The sequence below is a fragment of the Microtetraspora glauca genome (assembly GCF_040656155.1).
Taxonomy (GTDB): Bacteria; Actinomycetota; Actinomycetes; order Streptosporangiales; family Streptosporangiaceae; genus Microtetraspora; species Microtetraspora glauca.
On sequence record NZ_JBFALK010000022.1, the window covers coordinates 69,292 to 92,091 of the forward strand.

The window sequence follows — 22,800 nt, forward strand, 5'->3', positions numbered from 1 at the left end:
CGGGAGGTGAGGTCATGAGTATCCAACGCGGTAGCGACAAGCACGGCCCCCGCGTGGACGACGAGCAGAAGCATGAGACGGAGGGTCTCACACGAGGCGGCGGCACGACTCACGCGGAAGAGTGGAAGGAGCCGGAGCCGACGCAGCGCGCCGAGGAGGACCTGTCGCCGGGCCGGCGGCCTCCCGGGCATGAGCCGGGAACGCCCTCCGGCATCACCCCCGCGGACGTCGAGCGCCGGAGCAATCTGGCGAAGTGGCTGAGCGACGCCGAATATCCGGCGAACCGCGAGAACCTGCTGGCCCACGCCGAGACGAAAAGCGCTCCCGACGCGGTGATCGAGGCCGTGCGCCAGCTTCCCGAGCTCAAGTTCCACAACGTCGGCGAGGTGGCCGAGGCTCTCGGACTCGGTGTCGAACGCCACCGCTGGTGAGGGGAGACCCCGTGAGGCTGGACTCACTCCGTCATCTGTACGAGCGCCGGGGGCCCTTCATCTCGGTCTACCTCGACACGGCCCGTACGACCGAGGACGCGGCGAGCGCGGTCGAGCTGCGCTGGCGGCGGCTCGACGGCGAACTGGCGAAGGCGGGGGCGCCGCCCGAGCTTCGCGAGCCCGTCGGCGAGCTGGTCAACGACCCGGTGGAGGCCGCGCCCGGACGCGCCGTGTTCGCCGAGGGCTCGTCCGTCGCGCTGACCGAATCGCTGGCCGCGCCGCCCCGGCGCGAGATCGCCCGCTGGTCGCCGCTGCCGCACGTGATGCCGATGCTGGCCCAGCGCGGGGAGACCGTGCCGCATCTCCAGGTGCTCGCCGACCATGCGGGCGCGGACGTGATCATCTCCTGCGGCGGGCCGAAACGCGAGCTGTCGGTCGAGGCCGCCGACTGGCCCATCCAGAAGACCGGCCAGGGGGGATGGTCGCAGACCCGGTACGAACGGGACGCCGAGGAGACCTGGCGGCGCAACGCGGTCGCGACCGCCGAGGTGATCGACAAGGAGTCGCACGGCATCGGCGCGGAGGTCATCGTGCTGGCGGGCGAACCGCAGACCCGTCACATGATCATGGAGGCTCTCGGCAAGGACACGGCCGGGCGCGTCGTGGTCGCCGAGCGCGGCAGCCGCGCTCCCGGATCCGCGAATGAACCGTTCCAGGCGGAGGTGGATCGCGCCCTCGCCGCGTGGGTGCGCAAGGGCGGCGCCGCGCTGCTCGCCGCCTACCAGGCGGGGCCGTACGCGACCGGACTGGCCGAGACCGCGCGGGCGCTGCGCGAGGGGCGGGTGCGGACGCTGCTGCTGCGGGACGACCCGTCGGCCGACGCCACGCTGTGGATCGGTCCCGAGGGGAACCAGCTCGCGGCCGATCCCGGCGAGCTGAGCGACCTGGGCGTCGAGCTGCCGATGGAGGAGCGGGCCGACGCCGCGCTGGCCCGCGCCGTCGCCGTGACCGGCGCCGAGCTCTGGTTCGTGCCGGAGCTCGACTCTCCCGACGGTGTCGGCGCGGTGCTCAGGTTCTGATCGCGGGCGTCGTGGTCGTCAGCGGGCGATCACGACTTCGAGGGTCCGCGGGCCGTGCACGCCTTCGACCCGGTTGAGCTCGATGTCGCTGGTAGCCGACGGGCCGCTGATCCAGGTCAGCGGCCTTTCGGGGGACAGGCGGGCGACGGCGTCCGGCACTCCGGCCACGATCTGCCCGGCGCCGACCACGCACAGGTGGTAGTCCGGGAGCAGCGTCAGCGCCCGCCGTCCCTGGCCGTGCCCGGCGTCGAGGACGATCGTCCCGGTCTCCGCGATCGCCACGGCGCATCCGGTGATCACACCGTCCACGCCGTCGAGGTCGGCCGCGCTCAGCTCGGGATCGTCCCCCACCGTGTCGTACGGCTCACGGTCGCGCGGCTCACGCTCCAGCCAGGCCGATGGGAGGCCGTGCGGCACGACGAGGCGCCCGATCTTCCTGCGGGTGAGCGCCTCCTCGACCACGGAGGCGATCTCGGCCTCGGGCACCACGTGGACGATCGCGCGGTAGTCGCGGAGCCGCTCGGCGAGCAGGTCGACCAGGCGGTCACCGCCTGCCGGGGTCGCGCCGCCGGTCGCGTCGCCGGTCACGCCACGGTAGGCGCGCGGAACCTCGACGTCGGGCGCGCCCGCGACGGCGCCGCGGACGCGGGCGAGGATCAGGTCGCGCGAGTTCATCGGTCGCCTCCGCCGGTACGGTCCCACCAGCCACGGAACGATTCACGAGGGATATCCGGTATGTCGCGGGTATCGGTCCAGGCCGACATCGGACCGGGCAGGCGCTTGGGCACGAACCGGCGCAACCTCCCGCCTGCCCGCTGCGCCCGCGCCAGCCGTTCCGGCCGGTTGAAGATCCACCCGGCGGCGGCCATGCCGAGACGCTCGGCGCGCGGGTGGCGGGCCTTGGCCCGCAGATCGACCAGCACCTGCGGGATGTCGATGGCCACCGGGCACACCTCGTAGCAGGCTCCGCACAACGACGACGCGTACGGGAGCGACCGGTCCAGCTCGGAATCCAGGCCGCGGAGCTGGGGGGTGAGGATCGCCCCGATCGGCCCGGGATAGACGGATCCGTACGCGTGGCCGCCCGCGCGCTCGTAGACCGGGCAGACGTTGAGGCAGGCGGAGCAGCGGATGCAGCGCAGCGCCTGGCGTCCGACCTCGTCGGCGAGGACGTGGGTGCGGCCGTTGTCGAGGAGCACGAGGTGGAACTCCTGACCCTCGGCGGCCCCGGTCCAGGTGGAGGTGTAGGGGTTCATCCGCTCCCCCGTCGAGCTCCTGGGCAGGAGCTGGAGGAAGACCTCCAGGTCGCGCCAGGACGGCAGGAGCTTCTCGATGCCGACGACGCTGATCAGCGTCCGGGGCAGGGTGAGGCACATCCGGCCGTTGCCCTCGGACTCCAGGACGACCAGGGTCCCGGTCTCGGCGATCATGAAGTTGGCACCGGAGATCGCGACCTTGGTGGAGAGGAAGCGTTCCCGCAGGTGCAGCCGGGCCGCCTCGGCGAGCGCGCGGGGCTCGTCGGTCAGGCCCTCCGGCGCCGGGCGGCCCCACTCGCCCATCCGCTCCTGGAAGATCTCGCGGATCTCCGCGCGGTTCCGGTGGATCGCCGGGACCAGGATGTGCGAGGGCCAGTCGTCGCCGAGCTGGACGATCAGCTCGGCCAGGTCGGTCTCGTACGCGGTGACGCCCTCGGCCGCGAGGGCCTCGTTCAGTCCGATCTCCTGGGTGGCCATCGACTTGACCTTGACCACCTCGGTCTCGCCGGTGGCCTTGACCAGGCCGGCGACGATCCGGTTGGCCTCGTCGGCGTCCCTGGCCCAGTGGACGTGGCCGCCCGCGGCGGTGACCGCCTCCTCGAGCTGGACGAGGTAGCGGTCCAGGTTGCGCAGGGTGTGGTCCTTGATCGCCTTGCCGGCCTGGCGGAGCTCCTCCCAGTCGGGCAGCTCGCCGACCACGCTCGCCCGCTTGTCGCGGATGGTGTGCGTCGCCTTGCGCAGGTTGAACCGCAACTGCGAGTCGCGTACGGCCTTCGCGGCGTTGGAGGGGAAGCTCCGCTGGAGCGCGCTGGCGGGCATGCCGAGGAAGGTGCGGGTCATGGCTCCGTCACCTCCGTCGCGGCGAGGATCTCGGCCAGATGCATGATCTTGACTCCGGTCTTCTGACGGGTGAGCGTTCCCCCGATGTGCATCAGGCAGGAGTTGTCGGCGGCGCACAGGACTTCCGCCCCCGTGGTCATGACATTTCCCACCTTGTCAGCACACATCGCGGCGGAGATATCAGGATTTTTCACGGCAAAGGTGCCGCCGAAGCCGCAACATTCCTCGGCGCCGGGCAGCGGCACGAGGTCCAGGCCCCGGACGTTCCGCAGTAGTCGCAGCGGCCGGTCCCCCAGGTGCAGGCCGCGCAGGGAGTGGCAGGTGGGGTGGTAGGTCACCCGGTGCGGGAAGTACGCCCCCACGTCGGTCACGCCGAGCACGTCGATCAGGAACTCGGAGAGCTCGTAGACCTTCGGCACCACCGCGCCGGTGGCGGCGGGCGCCAGTTTCGGATACTGCTCGCGCACCATGGCGCCGCACGAGCCCGAGGGCACGACCACGGCGTCGTAGCCGCCGAAGACGTCCGCGAAGTGGCGCGCGAGCCGTACGCCCTCCTCGCGGTAGCCGGTGTTGACGTGCATCTGCCCGCAGCAGGTCTGCGCCCGGGGGAACGCGACGTCGACGCCGAGGCGGCGGAGCAGCGTCACCGTCGCCTTCCCCGTACCGGGGAAGAGCGTGTCGTTGACGCAGGTGATGAACAAGGCGACCCGCACGTACGGCTCCCGCATGTATGGTCGGACCAAATATGGTCAGACCATACACCCGGCTGGCGGGCTCCACTCGAGGAGGACAGGACGTTGAGCGACGGCGATCGTTCGCAGGAAGCCGGGCGCGGACCGGCGGGCCCCCGGACGCGGGCCTTCGAAGAGGTCCTGGACCGGATCGAGGAGCGGATCGCCGCCGACGGGCTCACCGTGGGCGACCGGCTGCCGGGTGAGCGCCAACTCGCCGAGCAACTCCGGGTGAGCCGGTCGTCGGTCCGCGAGGCCCTCCGCGCCCTCGCGACGCTCGGCGTGGTGTCGTCCCAGGTCGGCCGGGGCCCGGACGCGGGAGCCGTACTGACCTCCCGGCCGGACAGCGCGCTCACCGACCTGCTCCGCCTCAACCTCGGCCTGTCCACGCTCTCCATGCGCGAGGTCGTGGACACCCGCCTCATGATCGAGCAGTGGGCGGCCGCCCACGCGGCGCGCGACGGCGGAGCCGCGCTGGACGACATGGCCCGCGCCATCGCCGCGATGGACGCCGCCACCACGCCCGAGGAGTTCGTCGAGCACGACATCGCCTTCCACATGGCGATCGCGGCGGCGTCGGGCAACCGGCTCACCTCCGCGATCATGCGGGCGCTGCGCGACGCGGTACGGCGGTACGCGATCGAGGCGGTGCTGCGCCTCGGGGACACCGTGGATCTCCAGGCGGACCACCGGCGCATCCACGACGCCGTCAGGGACGGCGACGCCGCCGCCTCCGTCGTCGCGGTCACCGAGCATCTGGCCCGTGCCTATCCAGGGTAGAACGTGTTCTAATCAGGTTCCATGCGCGCGATGTGATCGAGGAGGATCAGTGGCCGAGGACCTGAGACTGGGACTGAATCTTGGTTACTGGCAGCGGACCGCCGACGACGCGACCGAGCTCGTCCGGGCCGCCGAACGCCTGGGCTACGACTCGGTCTGGACGGCCGAGGCGTACGGCAGCGACGCCTTCACCCCGCTCGCCTGGTACGGCGCGCGAACCAGCAGGATCAAGCTCGGCACGAGCGTGGCGCAGCTCTCCGCGCGCACCCCGGCGGCGACCGCGATGACCGCGATGACGCTGGACCACCTCACCGGCGGCCGGCTGCTCCTCGGCGTCGGCGCGTCCGGTCCGCAGGTCGTCGAAGGCTGGTACGGCCGGCCGTTCGCCCGGCCGCTGGCCAGGACCCGCGAGTACGTCGAGATCATGCGGAAGATCTGGCGACGGGAAGAACCTGTTACCAACGAGGGACCGCACTACCCGCTGCCGCTGCCCGGCGGCCTGGGCAAGCCGCTGAAGCTGATCACGCGCCCGCTCCGCGACGACATCCCGGTCTACCTCGGCGCGGAGGGCCCGAAGAACGTCGCGCTGGCCGCCGAGATCGCGCAGGGATGGCTGCCGCTGTTCGCCTTCCCCGAGAAGATCGCCGCGATGTACGGCGAGGCGCTGGAGGGGGCCCGGCCGGGATTCGATGTCGCCGCCATGGTCATGGTGCTGGTCACCGACGACGTCAGAGCCGCCCTGGACGGCGTCAAGATGATGCTCACGCTGTACATCGGGGGCATGGGCGCGAAGGCGCGCAACTTCCACGCGGACATCATCGGCCGCATGGGATACGCCGAGGCGGCGGAACACATCCAGGCGCTCTACCTCGCGGGGCGCAAGGACGCGGCGTTCGCCGCGGTACCGGACGAACTGGCCGACGGCATCTCCCTCGTCGGGCCTCCCGGCCGGATCCGCGAGCGCCTGGCACCGTGGCGCGCGAGCCCGGTGACGAACCTGCTGGTCATGGGCCCGCGCGACGAGGAGACGCTGCGGACCGTCCGCGACCTCGTCCTCGGATGACCCCCGCGCCCGACCAGCCGGCGCGGCGGCTCTTTCACCAGCGGGGATCGATCGCCCGGCCAAATGCCGGGAAGTACGTGCCAAACCTTTCTATGGCCTGCGGCAGGCACCGAATCGGCCCCGATTAGCCCAGGTACCAATGGGATACGAGAGAGGCAAGTGACACGGAGGCCGGGGGGAGAAACACATGCGGTCCGCGTCGTCAGAAGTGAGCCGGTCGGCCGTGGCGGTCTACGCGAGCCTCGGCGCCCAGGTCGCCTCGATGGCCGCCCTCGTCGTCTTCGAGCACGTACGCGGGCGGCGGCTGACCCGGGAGATCGCCGCGTTCGGTGGCGATCCGCATGATCCGGCCGCCCACGAGGTGGTCGGGGCGGTGACCGTGTTCGCGCTTCTCATGCTGCTGCTCGCCGCGGCCACGATCACCGCCGCGGTGGCGTACCTGAGCTGGCTGCACCGGGTGCGGCGAAGCGGCTCCGGGCTCTACGCGGTCGGCGCCTGGCTGCTGCCGGGGGTCAACCTCGTGGCGCCGCCGATCATCGCCGACCGCGCCTGGCGGGAGGCGGCGCACGGCCGGGAGAGCCGGTCCCGCTGGCTGCCGCTCCTCATCGGCTGGTGGGTGAGCTGGCTGGCGCTGATCTGGCTGGTCCTGATCAGGCTGCCGCGGACCCACAGCCAGGCCGACCTGACGGGAGCGGGGCTGCTCGAACTGGTGACCGCGGCGGTCGCCGCCGCGCTGTGCGCCGTCACCGTCCACCGGATCACCCGGCTCAGGACCGTCAGGACGCCGGCCGCGCAGGCCGACGCCGGACGTCATCGCCTGCGCGTACGGGTGGGGCCCGAGCTGCCGGAACTCGCGTGCCAGAGCCGACGCTGGGGCTCGGTGGGATGGGCCAGGAACGCCGCGGCGTCGCGCACCCCCGGAGTCGGGCCGATGTCGGAGTAGGGCGAGAGCCGGTAGCCGTTGTCGTACTCGATGCGGCGCCCGCCCACGCCCCCGCCGGACCCCGGCCTCTCGTCCAGGCGGGCGCGTACGGCGGCGATGCCGCCATGGGGCTCCGGGGCACGCCACAGCTCGTCGAGGTCGACGAGGTTCCAGCAGTGCAGGGCGCGCAGCGAGACGGCCCGCGCGCCGGTGCGCCGGACCACCCCCCTCGCGACCAGCAGCCAGGACCCGAACACGGTCGCCGCCGTGTGCGCCTGCACCGACTCGAAGAACGTCAGGTCGATCGGACCGGTGGAGTCGTCGAGGGTGAGGAAGATGACCCGCTGGCCCGAACGCACGGCGGGCGTCTGGGTGGCCACCTTGACCCCGGCGACCAGGATCTCCGCGCCGTTCCGCTGCCTCAGCAGGTCTCTCGACCGGACCACGCCGATCGCGTCGAGCAGCTCCTCGTGGAAGCCGATCACATGCCGGCTGACGTCCATGCCGAGGACGGCGAGCTCCGCCTCGACCACCTCCGCCTCGGTCATCTCCGGCAGCTCGCCGGGGATGACCTGCTCGGTGAACCCCATCGGAAGCTGCACGGCCGTCGCGTCCCGCCTGGCCGCCACTCCGGCCGACGAGGACCGGTCGAGCGCTCCGACCTGGGCGATCAGGTCCCTCCTGGTCAAGCTGCCCGGCCGCCACCGGGGGCCGCCGGGGCGCAGGCCGTACATGGCGTCGAGGCCGCCGACCTCCACGATCCGCTCGGCGACGGGCCGTGACGGGCGGGCCCGCTCCCAGAAGTCGGCCATCGAGGTGTACGGCTGGCCGGCGACCATCCGGGCGACCTCGGCCTCGCTGACCCCGCGCACCGCGGAGAACGGCACGCGCAGGCCGTATCCCCTGCCGATCTCCGGGTCCCGTTCGCCGTCGGGTTCCGTGGCGGGTCCGCCGCCGGGTTCCAGGTCACCGGGCCGGACGCGGAGGGCCAGCGGCTCCCCGGTCTTCTCGATCCGCCAGTCCCTGCCGGAGTGGTTGACGTCCAGGGCCAGGATGTCGACGCCGCACCGGCGGGCCTCGTCGAGGATCACGCGGCTGGGGTACATGCCGGGCTCGTGGGTGAGCACGCCCGCGAAGAAGGCGGCCGCGTGGTGCCGCTTGAGCCACGCCGACTGGTAGGTGGGCAGCGCGAACGCCGCGGCGTGCGCCTTGCAGAACCCGAACGCGCCGAACGCGTCGAGGATCTTCCACGCCTTCTCCACCGTGGCGGGATCGAAGCCCCGCTCCCCGGCCAGCGGCACGAACCAGTCGCGGACCGCCTCCCTGCCCTGCGGGGTGTCGAGGGCGCGGCGGGCCTTCTCGGCCTCGGAGAGCCCGCATCCGGTCATGACGTCGATGACCTTCAGGACCTGCTCGTGGAAGACGACCACGCCGTGGGTCTCCCGCAGCGGCTCGCGCAGCTCCTCGTGGGCGTACGACGGCCGCCGGAAGCCGTGCCTGGCCTCGAGGTACGGCGTGACCATGTCGGAGTTGACCGGGCCCGGCCGGAACAGCGAGATGTCCACGATCAGGTCGTGCATCGTGCGGGGCTCCAGCTTGGCGACCAGCTCCCGCTGGCCGGGTGACTCGATCTGGAAGCAGCCGATCGTGCGGCCGGAGCAGATCATGTCGTAGGTGTCGGTGTCGTCGCGAGGAACCCCGTCCAGCTCGATCCGCAGGTCGTCGACCCGCTCGATCTCACCGAGCGCGTGGGCCATCGCGGACTGCATGCGCACGCCGAGCACGTCCAGCTTGAGCAGGCCCGCCTCCTCGACGTCGTCCTTGTCGAACTGCGACATCGGGAAGTCGAGCAGGCTGCGCTCCACCGGGGTGCGGTCGCGCAGCGTGGCGTTGCCGACCAGCACGCCGCAGGGGTGCAGCGCGATGTGCCGGGGCAGCCCGTCGAGCTTCTCGGCCAGCCGGAACACCGTCTCCAGCGACCGGTCGTTCAGCCCGCTGTCGCGCAGCTCGGGCAGGTCGGTCAGGGCGGCCCTGATCTGCTTGGCGCGGATGTGCGGAAACGCCTTGGCGACGGCGTCGACCTCGTGCGGGGGCAGCCCCATGGCCGCGCCGACCTCCCTGATCGCGCTGCGGGCGCGGTAGGTCTCCATCATGGAGACACAGGCCACCCGCGCCTCGCCGTACCGGCCGAGGATCGCGCGGTAGCAGTCGAGCCGGCGCGCGGACTCGACGTCCACGTCGATGTCCGGCAGTCCGTGGCGGCCCTCGGACAGGAAGCGCTCCATCAGCAGGCCGTGTTCGAGCGGGTTCACCTCTCCGATGCCGGTGAGGTAGGTGACCAGGCTGCCCGCGCCGGAGCCGCGGATCGCGCAGCGCACGCCCATGTCCCGGATCATGTCGGTGATGCCGGCCACCGCGACGAAGTAGCCGGACAGCCGCTTCCTCTCGATGATGTCCAGCTCGGCGGCGAGCCGGTCCCTGGCCTCTTTCGAACGTTCCATTCCCCGGCGGCGCAGGCCGTCGTCGCAGCGGTTCCGCAGCATCGGGACCGGATCGCCGCCGATCTCCGGCAGGTGCAGCGCGCCGGGCGGGTCGGACAGGAGCGGGACGATCTCGACCGGATCGAGCGCGCACCTCTCCGCGACGTGACGCGTCTCCGCCAGGAGGCGGACCATCCGGTTCCTGTCGCCGCCGCAGACCCGGGCCGCCACCGGGCCCATCTCCTCGCCGCTCTTGAGGTACGCCTGCGTGGAGGGCTCCAGGTGCCGGACGTGCAGCGGGGCGAGCCTGCGCGCGGCGTCCAGCACGTTGCCCACCTGGTGGTCTGCGGTGTCGAGGTGGCGCACCGCGTTGGTCAGCACGGCGGGGACGCCCGCCGAGTCGGCCAGGCCGATCATCCGGGCGGCGGTGTTCGCGTCGCGGTAGCCGTAGTGGTCGGTCACCTCGACCACGACGTCGGGCACCGCCGCGCGCCAGGCGGCCAGCAGCGTCCTGGCCTCGTCGTCGCGCTGTCCGGCCGCCGCGTGCCCGACATCGGACCTGGGCCCGAGCAGCACCGTCAGCCGGGCGTCGCCCGAGGGGCCGCGCGCGTGCTCGGCCACCATCTCGCGCGTCACGTACGGCTCGCCGCGCTCTCCCACGTGGTGGGCGGCGGTGACGAGGCGGCACAGGTGGCCCCAGCCGTCCGCGCGGGCCAGGACGACGATCCGCCACTCGTCCTTGCCCGGGGAGCCGTCCCCCTGGGAGCCGCCACCGTGGGAGCCCTTGCCCCGGGAGTGCTCCCTGGGGCCGAGGACCAGGTCGACCCCGGCGATGGGGGCGAGGCCCTCGGCATGGCACGCCCGGATGTGCTTGATCGCGCCGTAGAGGCCGTCGCGGTCGGTCAGCGCGAGCGCGTCCATGCCGTGGGCTGCCGCGCGCGCGACCAGGGCGGGCGGGAACGCCGTGCCGTACCGGAGGGAGTAGGCGGAGGCCACGTGGAGGTGGACGAAGGAGCCCATCAGTCCCACGCCCTCAGCAGCAGCCAGCCGCCGCTCGCGGTGTCGAAGCGCAGCTCGTAGGTGCCGACGCCGGTGGTCGCGCCGGCCTCGACCCGCCAGAACCGCCGCTCGCCCGGGTCGGTGTCGGAGGTCTTCCACCACTCGCGGGCCACCACCCAGTGATCCTGGACCTGGCGGATCGCGTAGAGCCGGTCACGCCAGACGAACTGGGCGGGCCGGTCGTCCCGGATCCACACCTCGATCGGATCACCATAAAGTCTGCTCAAGACGGATCTTCCCCCCATGGTCGGCGCCCGGGGGAAGGCGGGCGCAACGTGCTACTTCGAACATATGTTCTCAGAAGATCGACCGCAACTCGGGCCGGAACCGCGCCGAGATCCGTTCACAAAGCGCCACCGTCCCGGGCCCTTCCGTTCACCAAAGCGCAATCTGCCCAGGGCTTACTGGGTCTGGTTTGTTGCATTGAGTTCGCCTACGTTCGATCCACGTACGACAGTGGGAGACAAAAGCGTGTCTGCGCGCATCGCCGGCCTCGTGGCCGCCCTGACCATCGCCATCCCATTGAGCGCGGCCTGCGGCGCCGCACCCACCGAGAGCGCGGCCGGCTCCGGAGGGACCGACGCGAAGGCCGCCACCTCGGCCGCCGACTTCGGCGGGCTCGACAAGCTGGTCGAAGCCGCCAAGAAGGAAGGCAAACTCAACGTCATCGCGCTCCCCCGCGACTGGGCGAACTACGGGGAGCTGCTCGACACCTTCTCGAAGAAGTACGGCATCACGATCACCAGCGACAACCCCGACGGCTCCAGTTCCGACGAGATCAACGCGGTGAAGACGCTCAAGGGCCAGGACCGCGCCCCCGACGTGCTGGACCTCGGCCAGTCCTTCGCCCTCAGCGGTTCGCAGGAGGGCCTGTTCGCGCCGTACAAGGTCGCGGCGTGGGACAAGATCCCCGACGGGCAGAAGGACCCGAACGGCACCTGGTACAACGACTACGGCGGCTACGTGTCGATCGGCTGCGACGCCAAGAAGGTGGCGAACTGCCCGCAGACGTACGCCGACCTGCTCAAGCCGGAGTACAAGGGCAAGGTCGCCCTGAACGGTGACCCGACCAAGGCGGGCGCGGCCTTCGCCGGCGTCTACGCCGCGTCCCTGGCGGGCGGCGGTTCGTTCGACGACATCCAGCCCGGGCTGGAGTTCTTCAAGAAGCTCAAGGCCGCCGGCAACTTCAACCCCGTCGAGTCCACCCCCGCGACCGTCCAGAACGGCGAGACGCCGATCAGCATCGACTGGGACTACCTCAACGCCGGGTACGCCGACCAGTTCGCGGCCAAGGGCGTGGAGTGGAAGGTCGCCGTCCCGAGCGACGGCAAGTACGCCCAGTTCTACGCCCAGGCGATCAACAAGGACGCGCCGCACCCCGCGGCCGCCCGCCTGTGGCAGGAGTTCCTCTACAGCACCGAGGGCCAGAACCTCTGGCTCAAGGGCTACGCCCGCGCGGTCCTGCTGCCCGCGATGCAGGCCGACGGCACCGCCGACGCCGCCGTGGTGGCCAAGCTCCCCGCGGTCGAGGGCACACCCACCTTCCCGACCGAGGCCCAGATCAACAAGGCCAAGGAGACCCTCGCCACCGGCTGGGGCGCCGCGGTCTCCGGATGAGCCTTCCCGCGGGTACGGCTTCCGCCTCGGCGCCGGGCCGGAGCCGCAGGAGATCGAGAGGATGGATCGCGACGGTGCCGCTGCTGGCGTTCGTCGCGATCGTCTTCGGCGCCCCACTGGTCGTACTGCTCGGCGGCACGTTCGTCCGCCAGGGGCGGATCACCGGGGAGAACCTGGCCGAATCGCTGCAGGGCGCCTACCTCACCGCGCTGATCGGCAGCGTGAAGCTGTCGGCGACGGTCGCGGTGCTCGGCACGATCCTCGGCACCTTCCTCGCCCAGGCCGTCGTCACCTCGCGGCTGCGCGAGGCCGTCCTCACGGCGTCGGGCGTGCTGGCGAACTTCGGCGGCGTGCCGCTGGCGTTCGCCTGGATCGCCACGCTGGGCAACTCCGGCGTCGTCACCCGCCTCCTCGGACTCGGCGAGCACGGGTGGAGCCTCTACAACTTCTGGGGGCTCACCCTGGTCTACCTGTACTTCTCCGTGCCGCTGATGGTCCTCGTCATCACCCCGGCACTGGACGGGCTGCGGCCGCAGTGGCGCGAGGCCGCGCTGAACAACGGCGCGTCCGCCTGGCAGTTCTGGCGGTACGTGGGCGTCCCCGTGCTCACGCCGTCGCTGCTCGGCGGGGTGGTGCTGCTGTTCGGCAGCGCCTTCGCCGCCTACGCCACCGCCGCCGCGATGGTCGGGACCACGGTGCCGCTGGTCACCCTCCAGATCGCCAACGCGCTGACCGGCAACGTGCTGATCGGCCACGAGAACGTGGCGCTCGCGCTGAGCCTCGACATGATCGTGGTGGCCGGGCTGGTCATGGCGGTCTACCTGCCGCTGCAACGCAGGAGCGCCCGATGGCTGCGCTGACACCGGCCCCGATCGCCGGGGAGCCGCCCGCCTCCGCCGGGCGCGGGCGCAGGGGACGCCCGCGGGCCTGGCGCGTGGCCGTGCTGACGCTGGCGGCGCTGTACTTCCTGGTGCCGATGGCCGCCTCGTTCTGGTTCACGGTGGACGATCCCCAGGGGTTCAGCGTCGACGCCTACGGCCAGATCTTCTCCGCTCCCGGGTTCGGCTCCAGCCTGCTGCTGTCCCTGGGGCTGGCGGTGGCGACCATCGTGCTCGTCCTGCTGCTCACCCTGCCCGCCATGCTGGCCGTACGGCTGGGCGCGCCGCGGCTGGGACCGGTCCTGGAGGTGGTCTGCACGCTGCCTCTGGTGGTCCCGCCGATCACGTTCGTCGCGGGGATCGGCACCGTGCTGCGGTTCGGGCCGGAATACCTGGCCAGGACGCCCTTCTACCAGACGATCATCGCCATGCAGAACCCCTCCTTCCCGGTGGTGCTCGTGCTCGCGTACGTGGTGCTGACGCTGCCGTTCGTCCACCGGTCCCTGGACGCCGGGCTGCGCGCGATGGACGCGCCCACGCTGGTGGAGGCCGCGCGGAACTGCGGCGCCTCGTGGCCGCACGTCGTGTTCCGGGTGATCGTCCCGAACCTGCGCTCCGCCCTGGCCAGCGCGTCGTTCCTCACGCTGGCGCTGGTGCTCGGGGAGTTCACCGTCGCGCGCCTGCTCAGCTTCCAGCCGTTCCCGGTGTGGATCGTCTACATCTCCGGCTCGCAGGCCCAGGTGTCCGTGGCCGTCTCGCTGTTCAGCCTGCTGCTCACCTGGCTGGTCCTGCTCGCCGTCTCCGTCGCAGGAAGGAAACGTTCATGACCGCGCCCACCACCGGGACCGCCGGCGAAGCCGTCGCGGAGGCCGCCACCGGAGCCAGGGTGGAGTTCCGCGGGCTGTACCGGCGCTTCGGCGGCACCCTCGCCCTCGACGGGCTGGACCTGTCCGTCGAGCCCGGTGAACTGCTCGCCCTGCTCGGCCCGTCGGGATGCGGCAAGACCACCGCGCTCCGCTGCGTGGCCGGTTTCGAGCGGCCCGACGAGGGCGCGGTCCTCGTGGACGGCCGGGACATCACCGGCGTCCCCGCCAACCGGCGCGACGCCGGCATGGTCTTCCAGTCCTACAGCCTCTTCCCGAACCTCAACGCCCGGGACAACGTCGCCTTCGGCCTCCGGGTGCGCAAGGTGCCGGCGGCCCGGCGGCACGCGCGGGCGCGGGAGCTGCTGGAGCTGGTCGGCCTCCCCGCGGTGGGCGAGCGATACCCGCACCAGCTCTCCGGCGGGCAGCAGCAGCGCGTGGCGCTGGCCCGGGCGCTCGCGCTCGAACCCCGGGTGCTGCTGCTCGACGAGCCGCTGTCCGCCCTGGACGCCAAGGTCCGCGTCGCGCTCCGCGAGGAGATCAGGCGGCTCCAGCTCTCCCTCGGCATCACGACGATCTTCGTGACGCACGACCAGGAGGAGGCGCTGTCGATCGCCGACCGGGTGGCCGTGCTCCGCGCGGGCCGGCTGGAGCAGGTCGCCGCCCCCGCCACGCTGTACGACCGGCCTGCCACGCCGTTCGTCGCGGAGTTCGTCGGGACGATGAACCACATCCCCGGCACCGCCTCGGGCGACCGGGTCACGGTGCTCGGCCAGACGCTGCCCGTGGACGGCCCCGCCGTACAGGGAGGCGTCGACGTGCTGGTCAGGCCGGAGGCCGTGATCCCCGCTCCGGACTCCGAGGGCACGGCCACGGTCGTCGCCTCCTCCTTCCGGGGCTCGACCGCCCGCCTGCGCGTGCGGCTCGCCGACGGCTCCGAACTGCTGGCCGACGTCCCCGGCCACGACTCGGTACGGCTCGCGCCCGGCGTACAGGTGACCGTCACCCTCGTCGACCGCCCCGTCCTGGTATCCACTGCGGACGCCTCGAACGCGATATGAACGTTAGTTACGGGGAATCCCGTCGTTAACGAGCCTGTGATTGTGTTGTTCGCGCGGGTAATGGAAAGTGTCCCGCGCGAGGAGGTCCACGATGCTGCTGCGGGGCCGGGTGGCGGGCCACCGGTCGATCCGCGACGAGCAGACCCTGTCTCTCGTCGCGGTTCCCCGCCGGGGCGAGCCCAAGCCGCGGCCGTCCGAAGTGCCGCCCGTCGTCACCGTCGCCGGAATCTATGGTCCGAACGCCTCGGGCAAGTCCAACGTGCTCGACGCTCTTCGCTGGATGACGGAGGCGATCCGCCAATCGCAGACGGGCTGGAGCCCCCATGGCGGTGTCCCCAGAGATCCCTTCAAACTCTCCGAAGCGGGCCGGAGACGGCACGGATGAGCCCGCTCTGGCTCCGGCCTCCCGGCTCTCTGGAGGAGATGGACAATGTGGATGGTCCCAAGCATCACCTGCAACCATCGCGCCGACGTGGAAACGTTCTGCGAGAGGGAGGACGCGTGACAGTGGCACGAGTACTGGTGGTCGGTCTCGATCCCGCCAAGATCCAGGGCTGGGATCCGGAGCCGGTCCAGGCGGCGCTAGCACGGGGTCAGGCCCGTTTCGACGATCATGGTATCGAGGCCGACTGGTGCCTGGTGGCACTCGACGAGAACCCCGAAGGAGCGATCGTGGAGGCGCTGACCCGCGAAGACCACGTCTGCGTGGTGATCGGGGGTGGCATCCGCACGCACGAGCCGTTGCTCGAATTCTTCGAGAGAGTGGTCAACCTGGTCCGGCGACACGCGCCCGACGCGGCCATCGCCTTCAACAGCAGCCCCGAGGACTGCGCCGACGCTGCTCTGCGGTGGCTGCGCTAAGAGGAGCAGGCGCTCAAGCAGACGCGCCCAGGTGCCATCCTGGTCCCAGCGCTTGAGCCCGCCGTCGGCCGCGAACGGGAACAAGGGGTGGCCGTGCGGGGGTTGGGCACGAGCAAGGAAGTCTCGCAACGGGAGTTTTCATGCGTGCCATAGTCGTCTCCACCCCCGGTGATTCCTCCGCTCTGGAGTACGCCGAGCGGCCGGACCCGGTGCCCGGTCCGGGTGAGGTGCTGGTCCAGGTCGCGGCGAGCGGCGTCAACTTCATCGACGTCTACCACCGGCAGGGGCGCTATCCGCTTCCCCTCCCGTTCGTCCCCGGCTCCGAGGGCGCGGGCACCGTCATCGCGACCGGGGACGGCGTGACGGACCTGGTCGTGGGAGACGCCGTCGGGTGGGCGAGCGTGCTCGGCAGCTATGCCACGCGTGCGGTCATCCCGGCGAGCATGGCCGTGTCGCTCCCGCGCGGCCTGTCGCCCGAGCTCGCGGCCGCCGTACTGCTCCAGGGGCTCACCGCCCACTACCTGACCCACTCGACGTACGCCATCCGACCGGGGGACGACGTGCTGGTCCACGCGGCGGCGGGCGGCGTGGGGCTGCTCCTCGTCCAGATCGCCAAGCTGCTCGGCGCCCGCGTGATCGGCACGGTCTCCACCGAGGCGAAGGAGAAGCTCGCCAGGGAGGCGGGCGCCGACGAGGTGCTCCGCTACGCGAACTTCAGCGAGGCGGTCCGCGAGATCACCGGCGCGGGGGTCCACGTGGTCTACGACGGCGTCGGAGCCGCCACGTTCGACGGCTCGCTGGCGGCGCTGCGCCCGCGCGGCATGATGGCGCTGTACGGCGCGGCCAGCGGCCCCGTCCCGCCCTTCGACCCGCAGCGGCTGAACCAGGGCGGCTCGCTGTTCCTGACCCGGCCCTCGCTCGCCCACTACATCGCGACACGCGAGGAGCTGCTCGGCCGGGCCGGCGAGCTGCTCGGCTGGGTCGCCTCCGGCGCGCTCAAGGTGCACATCTCCGAGCGCTACCCGCTGGCCGAGGCCCGCCGGGCGCACGACGACCTGGAGGCCCGCCGTACGACCGGCAAGCTCCTGCTCGTTCCGTAGGCCCTGATCTCCCCGGCGGCGGGCCGGTCAGCCCGTCGCCGCGTGGAAGATCAGGATGCCGAGGGAGACGCCCCCCACGATCGCGACCACGTGCAGGACGATCGACAGGACGCGCACCGCGGTGGGGTTCATGAGGTGGTTCCGTTCAGCAGATGCTTCTTCGCTTGGGCGTACTCGGCGTCGTCGAGCCGACCGGCCTGGTGGAGGGCGGCCAGCCGCTCCAGCTCGCCGACCAGATCGTTCGCGGCGGGCGGAGGGGGCGGGGCGGGAGTCCTCGCCGGAGCGGACGGGCGGACGGGGGCCGGGAACGTCCCTCGGGGAATCGGGAAAGCCCGGCCGGGGATCGGGGACGGCCTGCTGGGGACAGGGGAGGGCTCCGGCCCCCAGAACACCCGCAGGAAGGCGTCCCGGTTCGCCAGGAACAGCAGCGGCACTCCGCCCATGAGGATGAAGAGCACCGCGCAGACCATGAAACCCCAATCGACGCCGTCGGCGACGTTCAGGGCGGAGTCGAGGAAGGCGTAGCCGAGGCTGAGGAACAGCGCGGGCCATGCCAGGAACGTCAGCCTGGGCCCCACCGGGAGCGTGCTCCAGGCGTAGACACCCAGTCCGGCGATCCCTCCGAAGATCGAGACGGGGACGATCCACCCGATGCCGTCGGGGCAGGGCGTCACGATCTCGTACGGCCCGCCGGAGCCGCAGCTTCCGCCGATCCCCATGACGACGTGGGAGGCGAGGTAGAGCAGGGTGAGGCAGCAGGCCAAGGCGCCCAGCCCGGCGAGCGTCCCGATGGACCGCCGGAGGAGCTGAAGGGGGGTGAGCACGGTCGCATCGTAGGAGCGGCGGGGCCTCTCAGACCAGAGCCGACAGACCAGAACCGACAGACCGTACTGACAGACCGGAGACAGTCGGACCGGGGACGTCAGACCAGGGGCCGGTCGGGCCACTCCAGGAGCCGCGCCCCGAGCACCGCGGTCTCCAGCGTGAACCGCTGGGTGGGATCGGCCGGGGAGAAGCCGGTGAGCCTGCGGACCCGCTCCAACCGGTAGGTGACGGCTCGCGTGCTGAGTCCGAGCCGGCGGGCGGCGGCCGTGTGGTTGCCCTGCGACGCGAACACCGCCTCCAGAGTCGAGAGCAACGGCTCGGGACCGCCCCGCGCCTCCGCGAGCGGGCCGAGGACGGTGCCGACCAGGTCCACGATCGCGCCGCGATCTCGCAGCAGCACGGGGAAGACCAGCAGGTCGGCCGCCTTCAGCACCTGGGCGCGCAGGCCGAGGCGGTCGCCGAGCTCGATGGCGCCGACCGCCTCACGGTAGGACGTGACGATGCCGCCGGGACCGTGGTGCGGCCGGCCGACGCCGGCCCGCCACGCCGCCACCGACGACCGGACGTGATGGGTGAACTCCCCCGTCGCCGCCGCCAGCGAGGCGGGCGCGGCGCAGACGAGCATGCCGTCGCGCCCGGCGACGAGGATGTTGTGCGAGCCGAACCGGCTCACCAGCGCCTGCTCGATCCGCCTGATCACGTGGGCGTCCGGAGGGAGCGGCTCGTCCGTCCTGACCACGGTCACGGCGTACGCCTCGGCGAGACGCAGTCCGAAGTGCTCGGCCTGCCGCGCGTCGGCCCGGCCCTGCAGCAGGTCGTCCACGAACTCCCTGCGCGCCTCGCCCTCCCTCGTGATGGCCGTGAGGTGGGCCTCCTCGTATCCCTCGGCGAACGCCGCGAGGCTGCGCCGTACCGCGCCGAGCACGGCGCCGAGCACCGCGCCGAGCACCGTGCCGTTCTCCTGACCGGCCACCGCGGCGCCGTCGGACAGCTGCTCCGCGACGAGGAGGCAGGCGTCGGTGAGGGCGCGCAAGGGGATCCCGCGCTCGGCGGCCAGCGTGCCGCACGCCTTGAGCGCGTCCACCTCCGACCGGTCCGGGAGCCGGCCGGTGGCGATGGAAGCCGTCAGCGCGGAAAGGTACCCGCCGAGCAGGTCGGCGGGTACCCCGGTCGCCTCGCTCACCCGAACGAGAACGTCCATCAGACTCCTACGTCACGCCGATCGAACGCGAGGACGGCCACCAGGAGGAACACGGCCGACGCGCCCAGCAGGACAAGATAATCCCCGACCGGCCACCCCTGATAGACGGGCCTGCCGTCCAGGAAGTAGTGGAACGGGGAGATCCACCGGAGCCAGGAGATCGCGTCCACGCTCTTGCCGAGCGTCTCGACGACGTACCCTGCTACGGCGTAGGCCCCGGTCACGGCCAGCGTGAGCGCCTTGCTGCCGCTGGCCGCGCCGACGGCGAGCGCCAGCGCGCCGAAGAACAGGACCAGCAGGAACAGTCCCGTGTGCGCGGCGACGATGTGCCCGATCGGGACGTTCATGTCCTGCACCGCGGCCATGCCCGCGATCAGGACGAAGGTCACGACCGCGATGCCCAGCAGCCCGAGCGCGAGCGCGGCGAACCGCTCGACCACCAGCCGCCTGCGGCCGATCGGCAGGGTGAGGGTCAGCTCCAGCGTGCCCGACTCCTCCGGCCCGGAGATCGCGCGGTTGCCGAGCACCGCCGCGCACATGATCAGGAGCAGCGGGCCGAACAGCTGGTACGCGATCACCTGGAGGTATCCGGGCCCGCTGGCGAGGTCGGACAGGCCGCCCATGAGGTCCTTGAGCGCGCCCGGATACTTGGCCATCGCGGCGTTCTCGTAGAAGTCCGGATTCTCCGCGATGCTGCCGTAGATGGACAGGTAGAGCATGAGGAACGCGCAGACGCCGACCGTCCAGCCGACGAGCGCCCTGCGGTAGTCGCTCAGCGTCTTACGCACCAGCGTGGGCATGCCGGGCCTCCTCGTCGCTGTAGTAGGCGAGGAAGATCTCCTCGAGGTCGGGCTCCGCGCTGACCATGTGGACCACCGTGAACCGCGCCGCCGCCTTGATCAGCGCGTCGGGGCGACCGTCGATCGTGCAGCGCAGGCCGGCGCCCTCGACGACCAGGTCCCGCACTCCCGACAGGTTCTCGAACGCCTCCCGGGGGACCGGCGCGTCGAAGTGGAACTCGACCTTCCTGATGGCCCGCTCCCTGAGCGCGCCGACGTCCTCGACCGCGACGAGCCGGCCGGCGCGTACGATCCCGACCCGGTCGGAGACGTGCTCTACCTCGGCCAGCACGTGCGAGGACATCAGGACGCTGCGCCCCTCACGCTTGACCTCCCGGACCATGGCCAGGAACTCCTGCTGGACGAGGGGGTCGAGGCCGCTCGTGGGCTCGTCCAGGATGAGCAGCTCCGGATCGTGCATGAACGCCTGGATCAGGCCGATCTTCTGCTTGTTGCCCTTGGACAGCTCGCCCATCCGCACCGACAGGTCCGCCTCCAGCCGCTCGGCGAGCTCGTCGATCCGGCCGCGCCGCAGGCCACCCCGTACGGAGGCCATGAACTCCAGGTAGGCGCGGGCCTTCTCCCTGCCCTCCAGGGCCAGCTCGCCCGGGAGGTATCCGATCCTGGCCCGCACCCTGCTGTCGCGCGGGTCCAGGCCGAGGACCTCGGCCCGCCCCGACGTCGGCCTGATGACGTCGAGGAGGAGCCGGATCGTCGTCGTCTTACCCGCGCCGTTGGGGCCGAGATATCCGAAGACCTCGCCCGGATGGATCTCCAGGTCGAGGTCGTGGAGGCCCCGTCGTCTCCCGTAGAACTTGGTCAGTCCTTCGGTTCGCACCACCGCTGTCATGACCGGCATGGTCCTCCCGCGTGCGGGCGGAGGAAATGCCCGTCATCGGATATCTGGCGATGTGTTCTTTTCGCGGTTCCGGCAACGCATGGTCATCCGCGCGGCGACCGCGAGCGCCGCCGCGGCGAAGGACACCGCGCGGGCCAGCCGTACGGCGCGGCGGATGTCCGGGACTGCGGGGCGCGGGCCGTCTCCGAGCTCGGGCCGCTCCTCAAGGCGCCCGCCATAGTCGTTGACGCCGCCGAGCCGTACGCCGAGGGCGCCCGCGAAGGCGGCCTCGCACCGGCCCGAGTTGGGACTCGGGTGGCGGTGCCCGTCGCGGCGCAGCGCGGCCAGCGCACGGCGGGGAGAGCCACCGGCGACGGGCGCGAGGGCCGCGGCGAGCAGCCCGGTCAGCCGGGCGGGCACGAGGTTGGCGGCGTCGTCGAGCCGGGCGGACGCCCAGCCGAACCGCTCGTGGCGCGCGGACCGGTGCCCGACCATCGCGTCCAGCGTGTTGACCGCCCGGTAGCCCAGCAGGCCGGGCACCCCCGCCACCGCGCCCCAGAAGAGCGGCGCGACGACGGCGTCGGAGGTGTTCTCCGCGATCGACTCGACGGTCGCCCTGGCGAGCTCCGGCGCGTCCAGTCGGGACGGGTCGCGCCCGCACAGGTGCGGGAGCCGTACGCGGGCGGCGGGCAGGTCACCGGATTCCAGGGACGCGGCCATGTGCGCGCCCTCACGGCCGAGCGTGGTCCCGCCGAGTACCGCCCAGGTGGCGGCGGCGGTGACGGCGGTACGGGCCACCGGCCGGTGCCGGGTGAGCCGCTCGGCCACCACCCCGATCCCGGTGACCGCGCCCACGCACAGCGCGGTGAACAGCACACCGCGTGTCCTCGAATCCGCGTATATCCGTTCTTCCAGTGCCGCGGCGCGGGTGCCGAAGACGGCGACCGGATGCCCTTTCCTGGGGTCGCCCACCAGGGCGTCGACCGCGACCCCGAGTGCCATCCCGGCGGCCGTGTACCTGTCCGTGCGTGTCACCGGGGCATTCTCTCGTGATCGTCGGACCAACGGGATTCGAGCCGGTTCATGATCCACCCGGAGGCCCGCGAGTCGGGCGACGCGGTGGGCGCCCTGTCCTGCCGCCTGCCGGCCGGGGAACCGGACAGCGCCCGGCGAGTGCTGATCATCGGAAGGCGGCGACGTTGGTACGGGCCCAGTCGGCATACGTACGGGGCGCTCGACCCAGCACCTTCTCGACGTCGGGGCTGACCCGCCGCTCGGCCGGGGTGGGCGCGCCCAGGATGGCCAGGGTCGTCTCCACCACGTCCGCCGGCATGAAGCTCAGCATCTGCGCTCGCGCCTGCTCCAAGGTCTGCTCCACGAACCGGACCGTCTCGCCCAGCGCGGCGCCGATCGCCTCGGCCTGCTCCCGGGGCGTTACCGGGGCGGGGCCGGTCAGATCGTAGATCTGCCCGGCGTGGCCGTCCTCCCGCAGCGCCGCGGCGGCGACTTCGGCGATGTCCCCCGGGTCGATGGCCGGTAGCCCGATGTCGGCGAACGGCGCGGCGACGGTCCGATCGGCACGCACCGACGCGGCCCAGGCATAGGTGTTGGAGTCGAAGTTGCCGGGCCGCAGGATCGTCCAGTCCAGGCCCGACTCTCGCACGGCCCCCTCAATGGACAGCCCTCGCACTCCGTGCGATGCCGACTCCGGCCGGGTCGCCACTCCCAGCGAGGACAGCAGCACCACCCGCTCGACGCCGCCGGCCTTGGCCACGTCGAGGATGTCGCTGACGTTCAGGGTGTGAGCGCTGGCACCACCATCATGCAGGAACAGGGCATCGGCGCCGTCGAACACCGGACGCAGGCTCTCGGCGTCGGCCAGGTCCGCCTGCCGGAACTCGACACCCTCGGGCACGTTTGCTTCCGCGATGTTCCGGGACGTGGCGGTCACCCTCTCGCCCGCCACCGCGAGCGCCCGCACGAGCGGGCGCCCGGTGTTTCCGGTGGCTCCGGTTACAACAATCATGGCCGGTCTCCTGCCGTTCATCCGCTCGAACGAGCGGCTTCTTCGCAACG

22 protein-coding genes and 1 pseudogene are annotated in these 22,800 nt (G+C 71.9%); 12 read left to right on the plus strand and 11 right to left on the minus strand.

All coding sequences use genetic code 11. The annotated features are described in order from the left end of the window. Positions 1–14 precede the first annotated feature (14 nt). Positions 15–431: a DUF2795 domain-containing protein gene (locus AB0I59_RS32990; protein ID WP_061260546.1), complete on the plus strand. Its 417-nt coding sequence runs from the start codon at positions 15–17 to the stop codon at positions 429–431. Between the two features lie 11 nt (positions 432–442). Further along, positions 443–1,510, plus strand: a complete 1,068-nt coding sequence (locus tag AB0I59_RS32995) for a baeRF2 domain-containing protein (protein WP_061260549.1) — start codon at positions 443–445, stop codon at positions 1,508–1,510. A gap of 18 nt (positions 1,511–1,528) precedes the next feature. On the opposite strand, the gene AB0I59_RS33000 is transcribed toward AB0I59_RS32995, so the two are convergent. From AB0I59_RS33000 to AB0I59_RS33010, 3 genes are read right to left on the minus strand one after another with little or no spacing between them, the layout of a single operon-like run. Then, entirely contained in the window at positions 1,529–2,185 is a 657-nt protein-coding gene (locus AB0I59_RS33000) for a LutC/YkgG family protein (RefSeq protein WP_358139109.1), read from the minus strand. After that, entirely contained in the window at positions 2,182–3,606 is a 1,425-nt protein-coding gene (locus AB0I59_RS33005) for a lactate utilization protein B (RefSeq protein WP_061260552.1), read from the minus strand. The genes AB0I59_RS33000 and AB0I59_RS33005 overlap by 4 nt, the downstream gene beginning before the upstream one ends. After that, positions 3,603–4,319, minus strand: a complete 717-nt coding sequence (locus AB0I59_RS33010; protein WP_061260595.1) for a (Fe-S)-binding protein — start codon at positions 4,317–4,319, stop codon at positions 3,603–3,605. Before AB0I59_RS33010 ends, AB0I59_RS33005 begins: the two co-directional genes overlap by 4 nt. A gap of 84 nt (positions 4,320–4,403) precedes the next feature. Between AB0I59_RS33010 and AB0I59_RS33015 the strand changes: the two genes are divergently transcribed. The 3 genes and pseudogenes from AB0I59_RS33015 to AB0I59_RS33025 all read left to right on the plus strand — a co-directional run. Continuing rightward, on the plus strand, positions 4,404–5,117 hold the full coding sequence (locus tag AB0I59_RS33015; RefSeq protein WP_061260554.1) for a FadR/GntR family transcriptional regulator: 714 nt from the start codon (positions 4,404–4,406) through the stop codon (positions 5,115–5,117). A gap of 49 nt (positions 5,118–5,166) precedes the next feature. Then, entirely contained in the window at positions 5,167–6,180 is a 1,014-nt protein-coding gene (locus AB0I59_RS33020; protein ID WP_358139113.1) for an LLM class F420-dependent oxidoreductase, read from the plus strand. 262 nt (positions 6,181–6,442) lie between these two features. Next, positions 6,443–6,934, plus strand: a pseudogene (locus AB0I59_RS33025) (DUF4328 domain-containing protein); the annotation flags it as partial. A 56-nt stretch (positions 6,935–6,990) separates the two neighbouring features. Here AB0I59_RS33025 and AB0I59_RS33030 read toward each other — a convergent pair. Then, the gene (locus tag AB0I59_RS33030; protein WP_358139116.1) at positions 6,991–10,602 is read right to left on the minus strand and encodes a DNA polymerase III subunit alpha; all 3,612 of its coding nucleotides are present in this window, start codon (positions 10,600–10,602) and stop codon (positions 6,991–6,993) included. Next, a complete protein-coding gene (locus AB0I59_RS33035; protein WP_061260560.1) occupies positions 10,602–10,868 on the minus strand; it encodes a DUF6504 family protein in 267 nt (88 codons plus the stop codon). The genes AB0I59_RS33030 and AB0I59_RS33035 overlap by 1 nt, the downstream gene beginning before the upstream one ends. A gap of 244 nt (positions 10,869–11,112) precedes the next feature. Here AB0I59_RS33035 and AB0I59_RS33040 point away from each other — a divergent pair, with 244 nt between their 5' ends. From AB0I59_RS33040 to AB0I59_RS33070, 7 genes are all read left to right on the plus strand, one after another. Continuing rightward, positions 11,113–12,258: an ABC transporter substrate-binding protein gene (locus AB0I59_RS33040; RefSeq protein ID WP_358139119.1), complete on the plus strand. Its 1,146-nt coding sequence runs from the start codon at positions 11,113–11,115 to the stop codon at positions 12,256–12,258. A gap of 74 nt (positions 12,259–12,332) precedes the next feature. Beyond that, entirely contained in the window at positions 12,333–13,118 is a 786-nt protein-coding gene (locus AB0I59_RS33045; protein WP_228643628.1) for an ABC transporter permease, read from the plus strand. Next, positions 13,106–13,963, plus strand: a complete 858-nt coding sequence (locus AB0I59_RS33050; RefSeq protein WP_228643631.1) for an ABC transporter permease — start codon at positions 13,106–13,108, stop codon at positions 13,961–13,963. The genes AB0I59_RS33045 and AB0I59_RS33050 overlap by 13 nt, the downstream gene beginning before the upstream one ends. Beyond that, a complete protein-coding gene (locus tag AB0I59_RS33055) occupies positions 13,960–15,060 on the plus strand; it encodes an ABC transporter ATP-binding protein (protein ID WP_061260566.1) in 1,101 nt (366 codons plus the stop codon). The genes AB0I59_RS33050 and AB0I59_RS33055 overlap by 4 nt, the downstream gene beginning before the upstream one ends. A 91-nt stretch (positions 15,061–15,151) precedes the next feature. After that, positions 15,152–15,445, plus strand: a complete 294-nt coding sequence (locus tag AB0I59_RS33060) for an AAA family ATPase (protein WP_358139124.1) — start codon at positions 15,152–15,154, stop codon at positions 15,443–15,445. 116 nt (positions 15,446–15,561) lie between these two features. Beyond that, positions 15,562–15,921: a hypothetical protein gene (locus AB0I59_RS33065; RefSeq protein WP_082777537.1), complete on the plus strand. Its 360-nt coding sequence runs from the start codon at positions 15,562–15,564 to the stop codon at positions 15,919–15,921. 140 nt (positions 15,922–16,061) lie between these two features. Further along, complete coding sequence (locus AB0I59_RS33070; protein WP_358139127.1) at positions 16,062–17,021, plus strand: quinone oxidoreductase family protein; 960 nt, start codon at positions 16,062–16,064, stop codon at positions 17,019–17,021. A 128-nt stretch (positions 17,022–17,149) separates the two neighbouring features. Here the strand turns inward: AB0I59_RS33070 and AB0I59_RS33075 are convergent, their stop codons facing one another. From AB0I59_RS33075 to AB0I59_RS33100, 6 genes are all read right to left on the minus strand, one after another. Continuing rightward, the gene (locus AB0I59_RS33075; RefSeq protein WP_061260575.1) at positions 17,150–17,845 is read right to left on the minus strand and encodes an SHOCT domain-containing protein; all 696 of its coding nucleotides are present in this window, start codon (positions 17,843–17,845) and stop codon (positions 17,150–17,152) included. 98 nt (positions 17,846–17,943) lie between these two features. Continuing rightward, positions 17,944–19,047: a PucR family transcriptional regulator gene (locus AB0I59_RS33080; RefSeq protein WP_063818975.1), complete on the minus strand. Its 1,104-nt coding sequence runs from the start codon at positions 19,045–19,047 to the stop codon at positions 17,944–17,946. Next, positions 19,047–19,847 (minus strand): ABC transporter permease subunit, encoded by an 801-nt coding sequence (locus AB0I59_RS33085; protein WP_061260577.1) that lies wholly within the window; start codon positions 19,845–19,847, stop codon positions 19,047–19,049. Before AB0I59_RS33085 ends, AB0I59_RS33080 begins: the two co-directional genes overlap by 1 nt. After that, the gene (locus AB0I59_RS33090; protein ID WP_358139131.1) at positions 19,828–20,736 is read right to left on the minus strand and encodes an ABC transporter ATP-binding protein; all 909 of its coding nucleotides are present in this window, start codon (positions 20,734–20,736) and stop codon (positions 19,828–19,830) included. The genes AB0I59_RS33085 and AB0I59_RS33090 overlap by 20 nt, the downstream gene beginning before the upstream one ends. A 42-nt stretch (positions 20,737–20,778) precedes the next feature. Further along, positions 20,779–21,726 (minus strand): cobalamin biosynthesis protein, encoded by a 948-nt coding sequence (locus tag AB0I59_RS33095; RefSeq protein ID WP_061259258.1) that lies wholly within the window; start codon positions 21,724–21,726, stop codon positions 20,779–20,781. Between the two features lie 178 nt (positions 21,727–21,904). After that, the gene (locus AB0I59_RS33100; RefSeq protein WP_358139137.1) at positions 21,905–22,750 is read right to left on the minus strand and encodes an NAD(P)H-binding protein; all 846 of its coding nucleotides are present in this window, start codon (positions 22,748–22,750) and stop codon (positions 21,905–21,907) included. Between the last annotated feature and the right edge of the window lie 50 nt (positions 22,751–22,800).

Coding starts and splice junctions, on each gene's coding strand:
- AB0I59_RS33000 (WP_358139109.1), bottom strand. CDS start 2,185: ATGAACTCGCGCGACCTGATCCTCGCCCGCGTCCGCGGCGCCGTCGCG.
- AB0I59_RS33055 (WP_061260566.1), top strand. CDS start 13,960: ATGACCGCGCCCACCACCGGGACCGCCGGCGAAGCCGTCGCGGAGGCC.
- AB0I59_RS33050 (WP_228643631.1), top strand. CDS start 13,106: ATGGCTGCGCTGACACCGGCCCCGATCGCCGGGGAGCCGCCCGCCTCC.
- AB0I59_RS33060 (WP_358139124.1), top strand. CDS start 15,152: ATGCTGCTGCGGGGCCGGGTGGCGGGCCACCGGTCGATCCGCGACGAG.
- AB0I59_RS33095 (WP_061259258.1), bottom strand. CDS start 21,726: ATGGCACTCGGGGTCGCGGTCGACGCCCTGGTGGGCGACCCCAGGAAA.
- AB0I59_RS33005 (WP_061260552.1), bottom strand. CDS start 3,606: ATGACCCGCACCTTCCTCGGCATGCCCGCCAGCGCGCTCCAGCGGAGC.
- AB0I59_RS33085 (WP_061260577.1), bottom strand. CDS start 19,847: ATGCCCACGCTGGTGCGTAAGACGCTGAGCGACTACCGCAGGGCGCTC.
- AB0I59_RS33100 (WP_358139137.1), bottom strand. CDS start 22,750: ATGATTGTTGTAACCGGAGCCACCGGAAACACCGGGCGCCCGCTCGTG.
- AB0I59_RS33070 (WP_358139127.1), top strand. CDS start 16,062: ATGCGTGCCATAGTCGTCTCCACCCCCGGTGATTCCTCCGCTCTGGAG.
- AB0I59_RS33090 (WP_358139131.1), bottom strand. CDS start 20,736: ATGACAGCGGTGGTGCGAACCGAAGGACTGACCAAGTTCTACGGGAGA.
- AB0I59_RS33080 (WP_063818975.1), bottom strand. CDS start 19,047: ATGGACGTTCTCGTTCGGGTGAGCGAGGCGACCGGGGTACCCGCCGAC.
- AB0I59_RS33030 (WP_358139116.1), bottom strand. CDS start 10,602: ATGGGCTCCTTCGTCCACCTCCACGTGGCCTCCGCCTACTCCCTCCGG.
- AB0I59_RS32990 (WP_061260546.1), top strand. CDS start 15: ATGAGTATCCAACGCGGTAGCGACAAGCACGGCCCCCGCGTGGACGAC.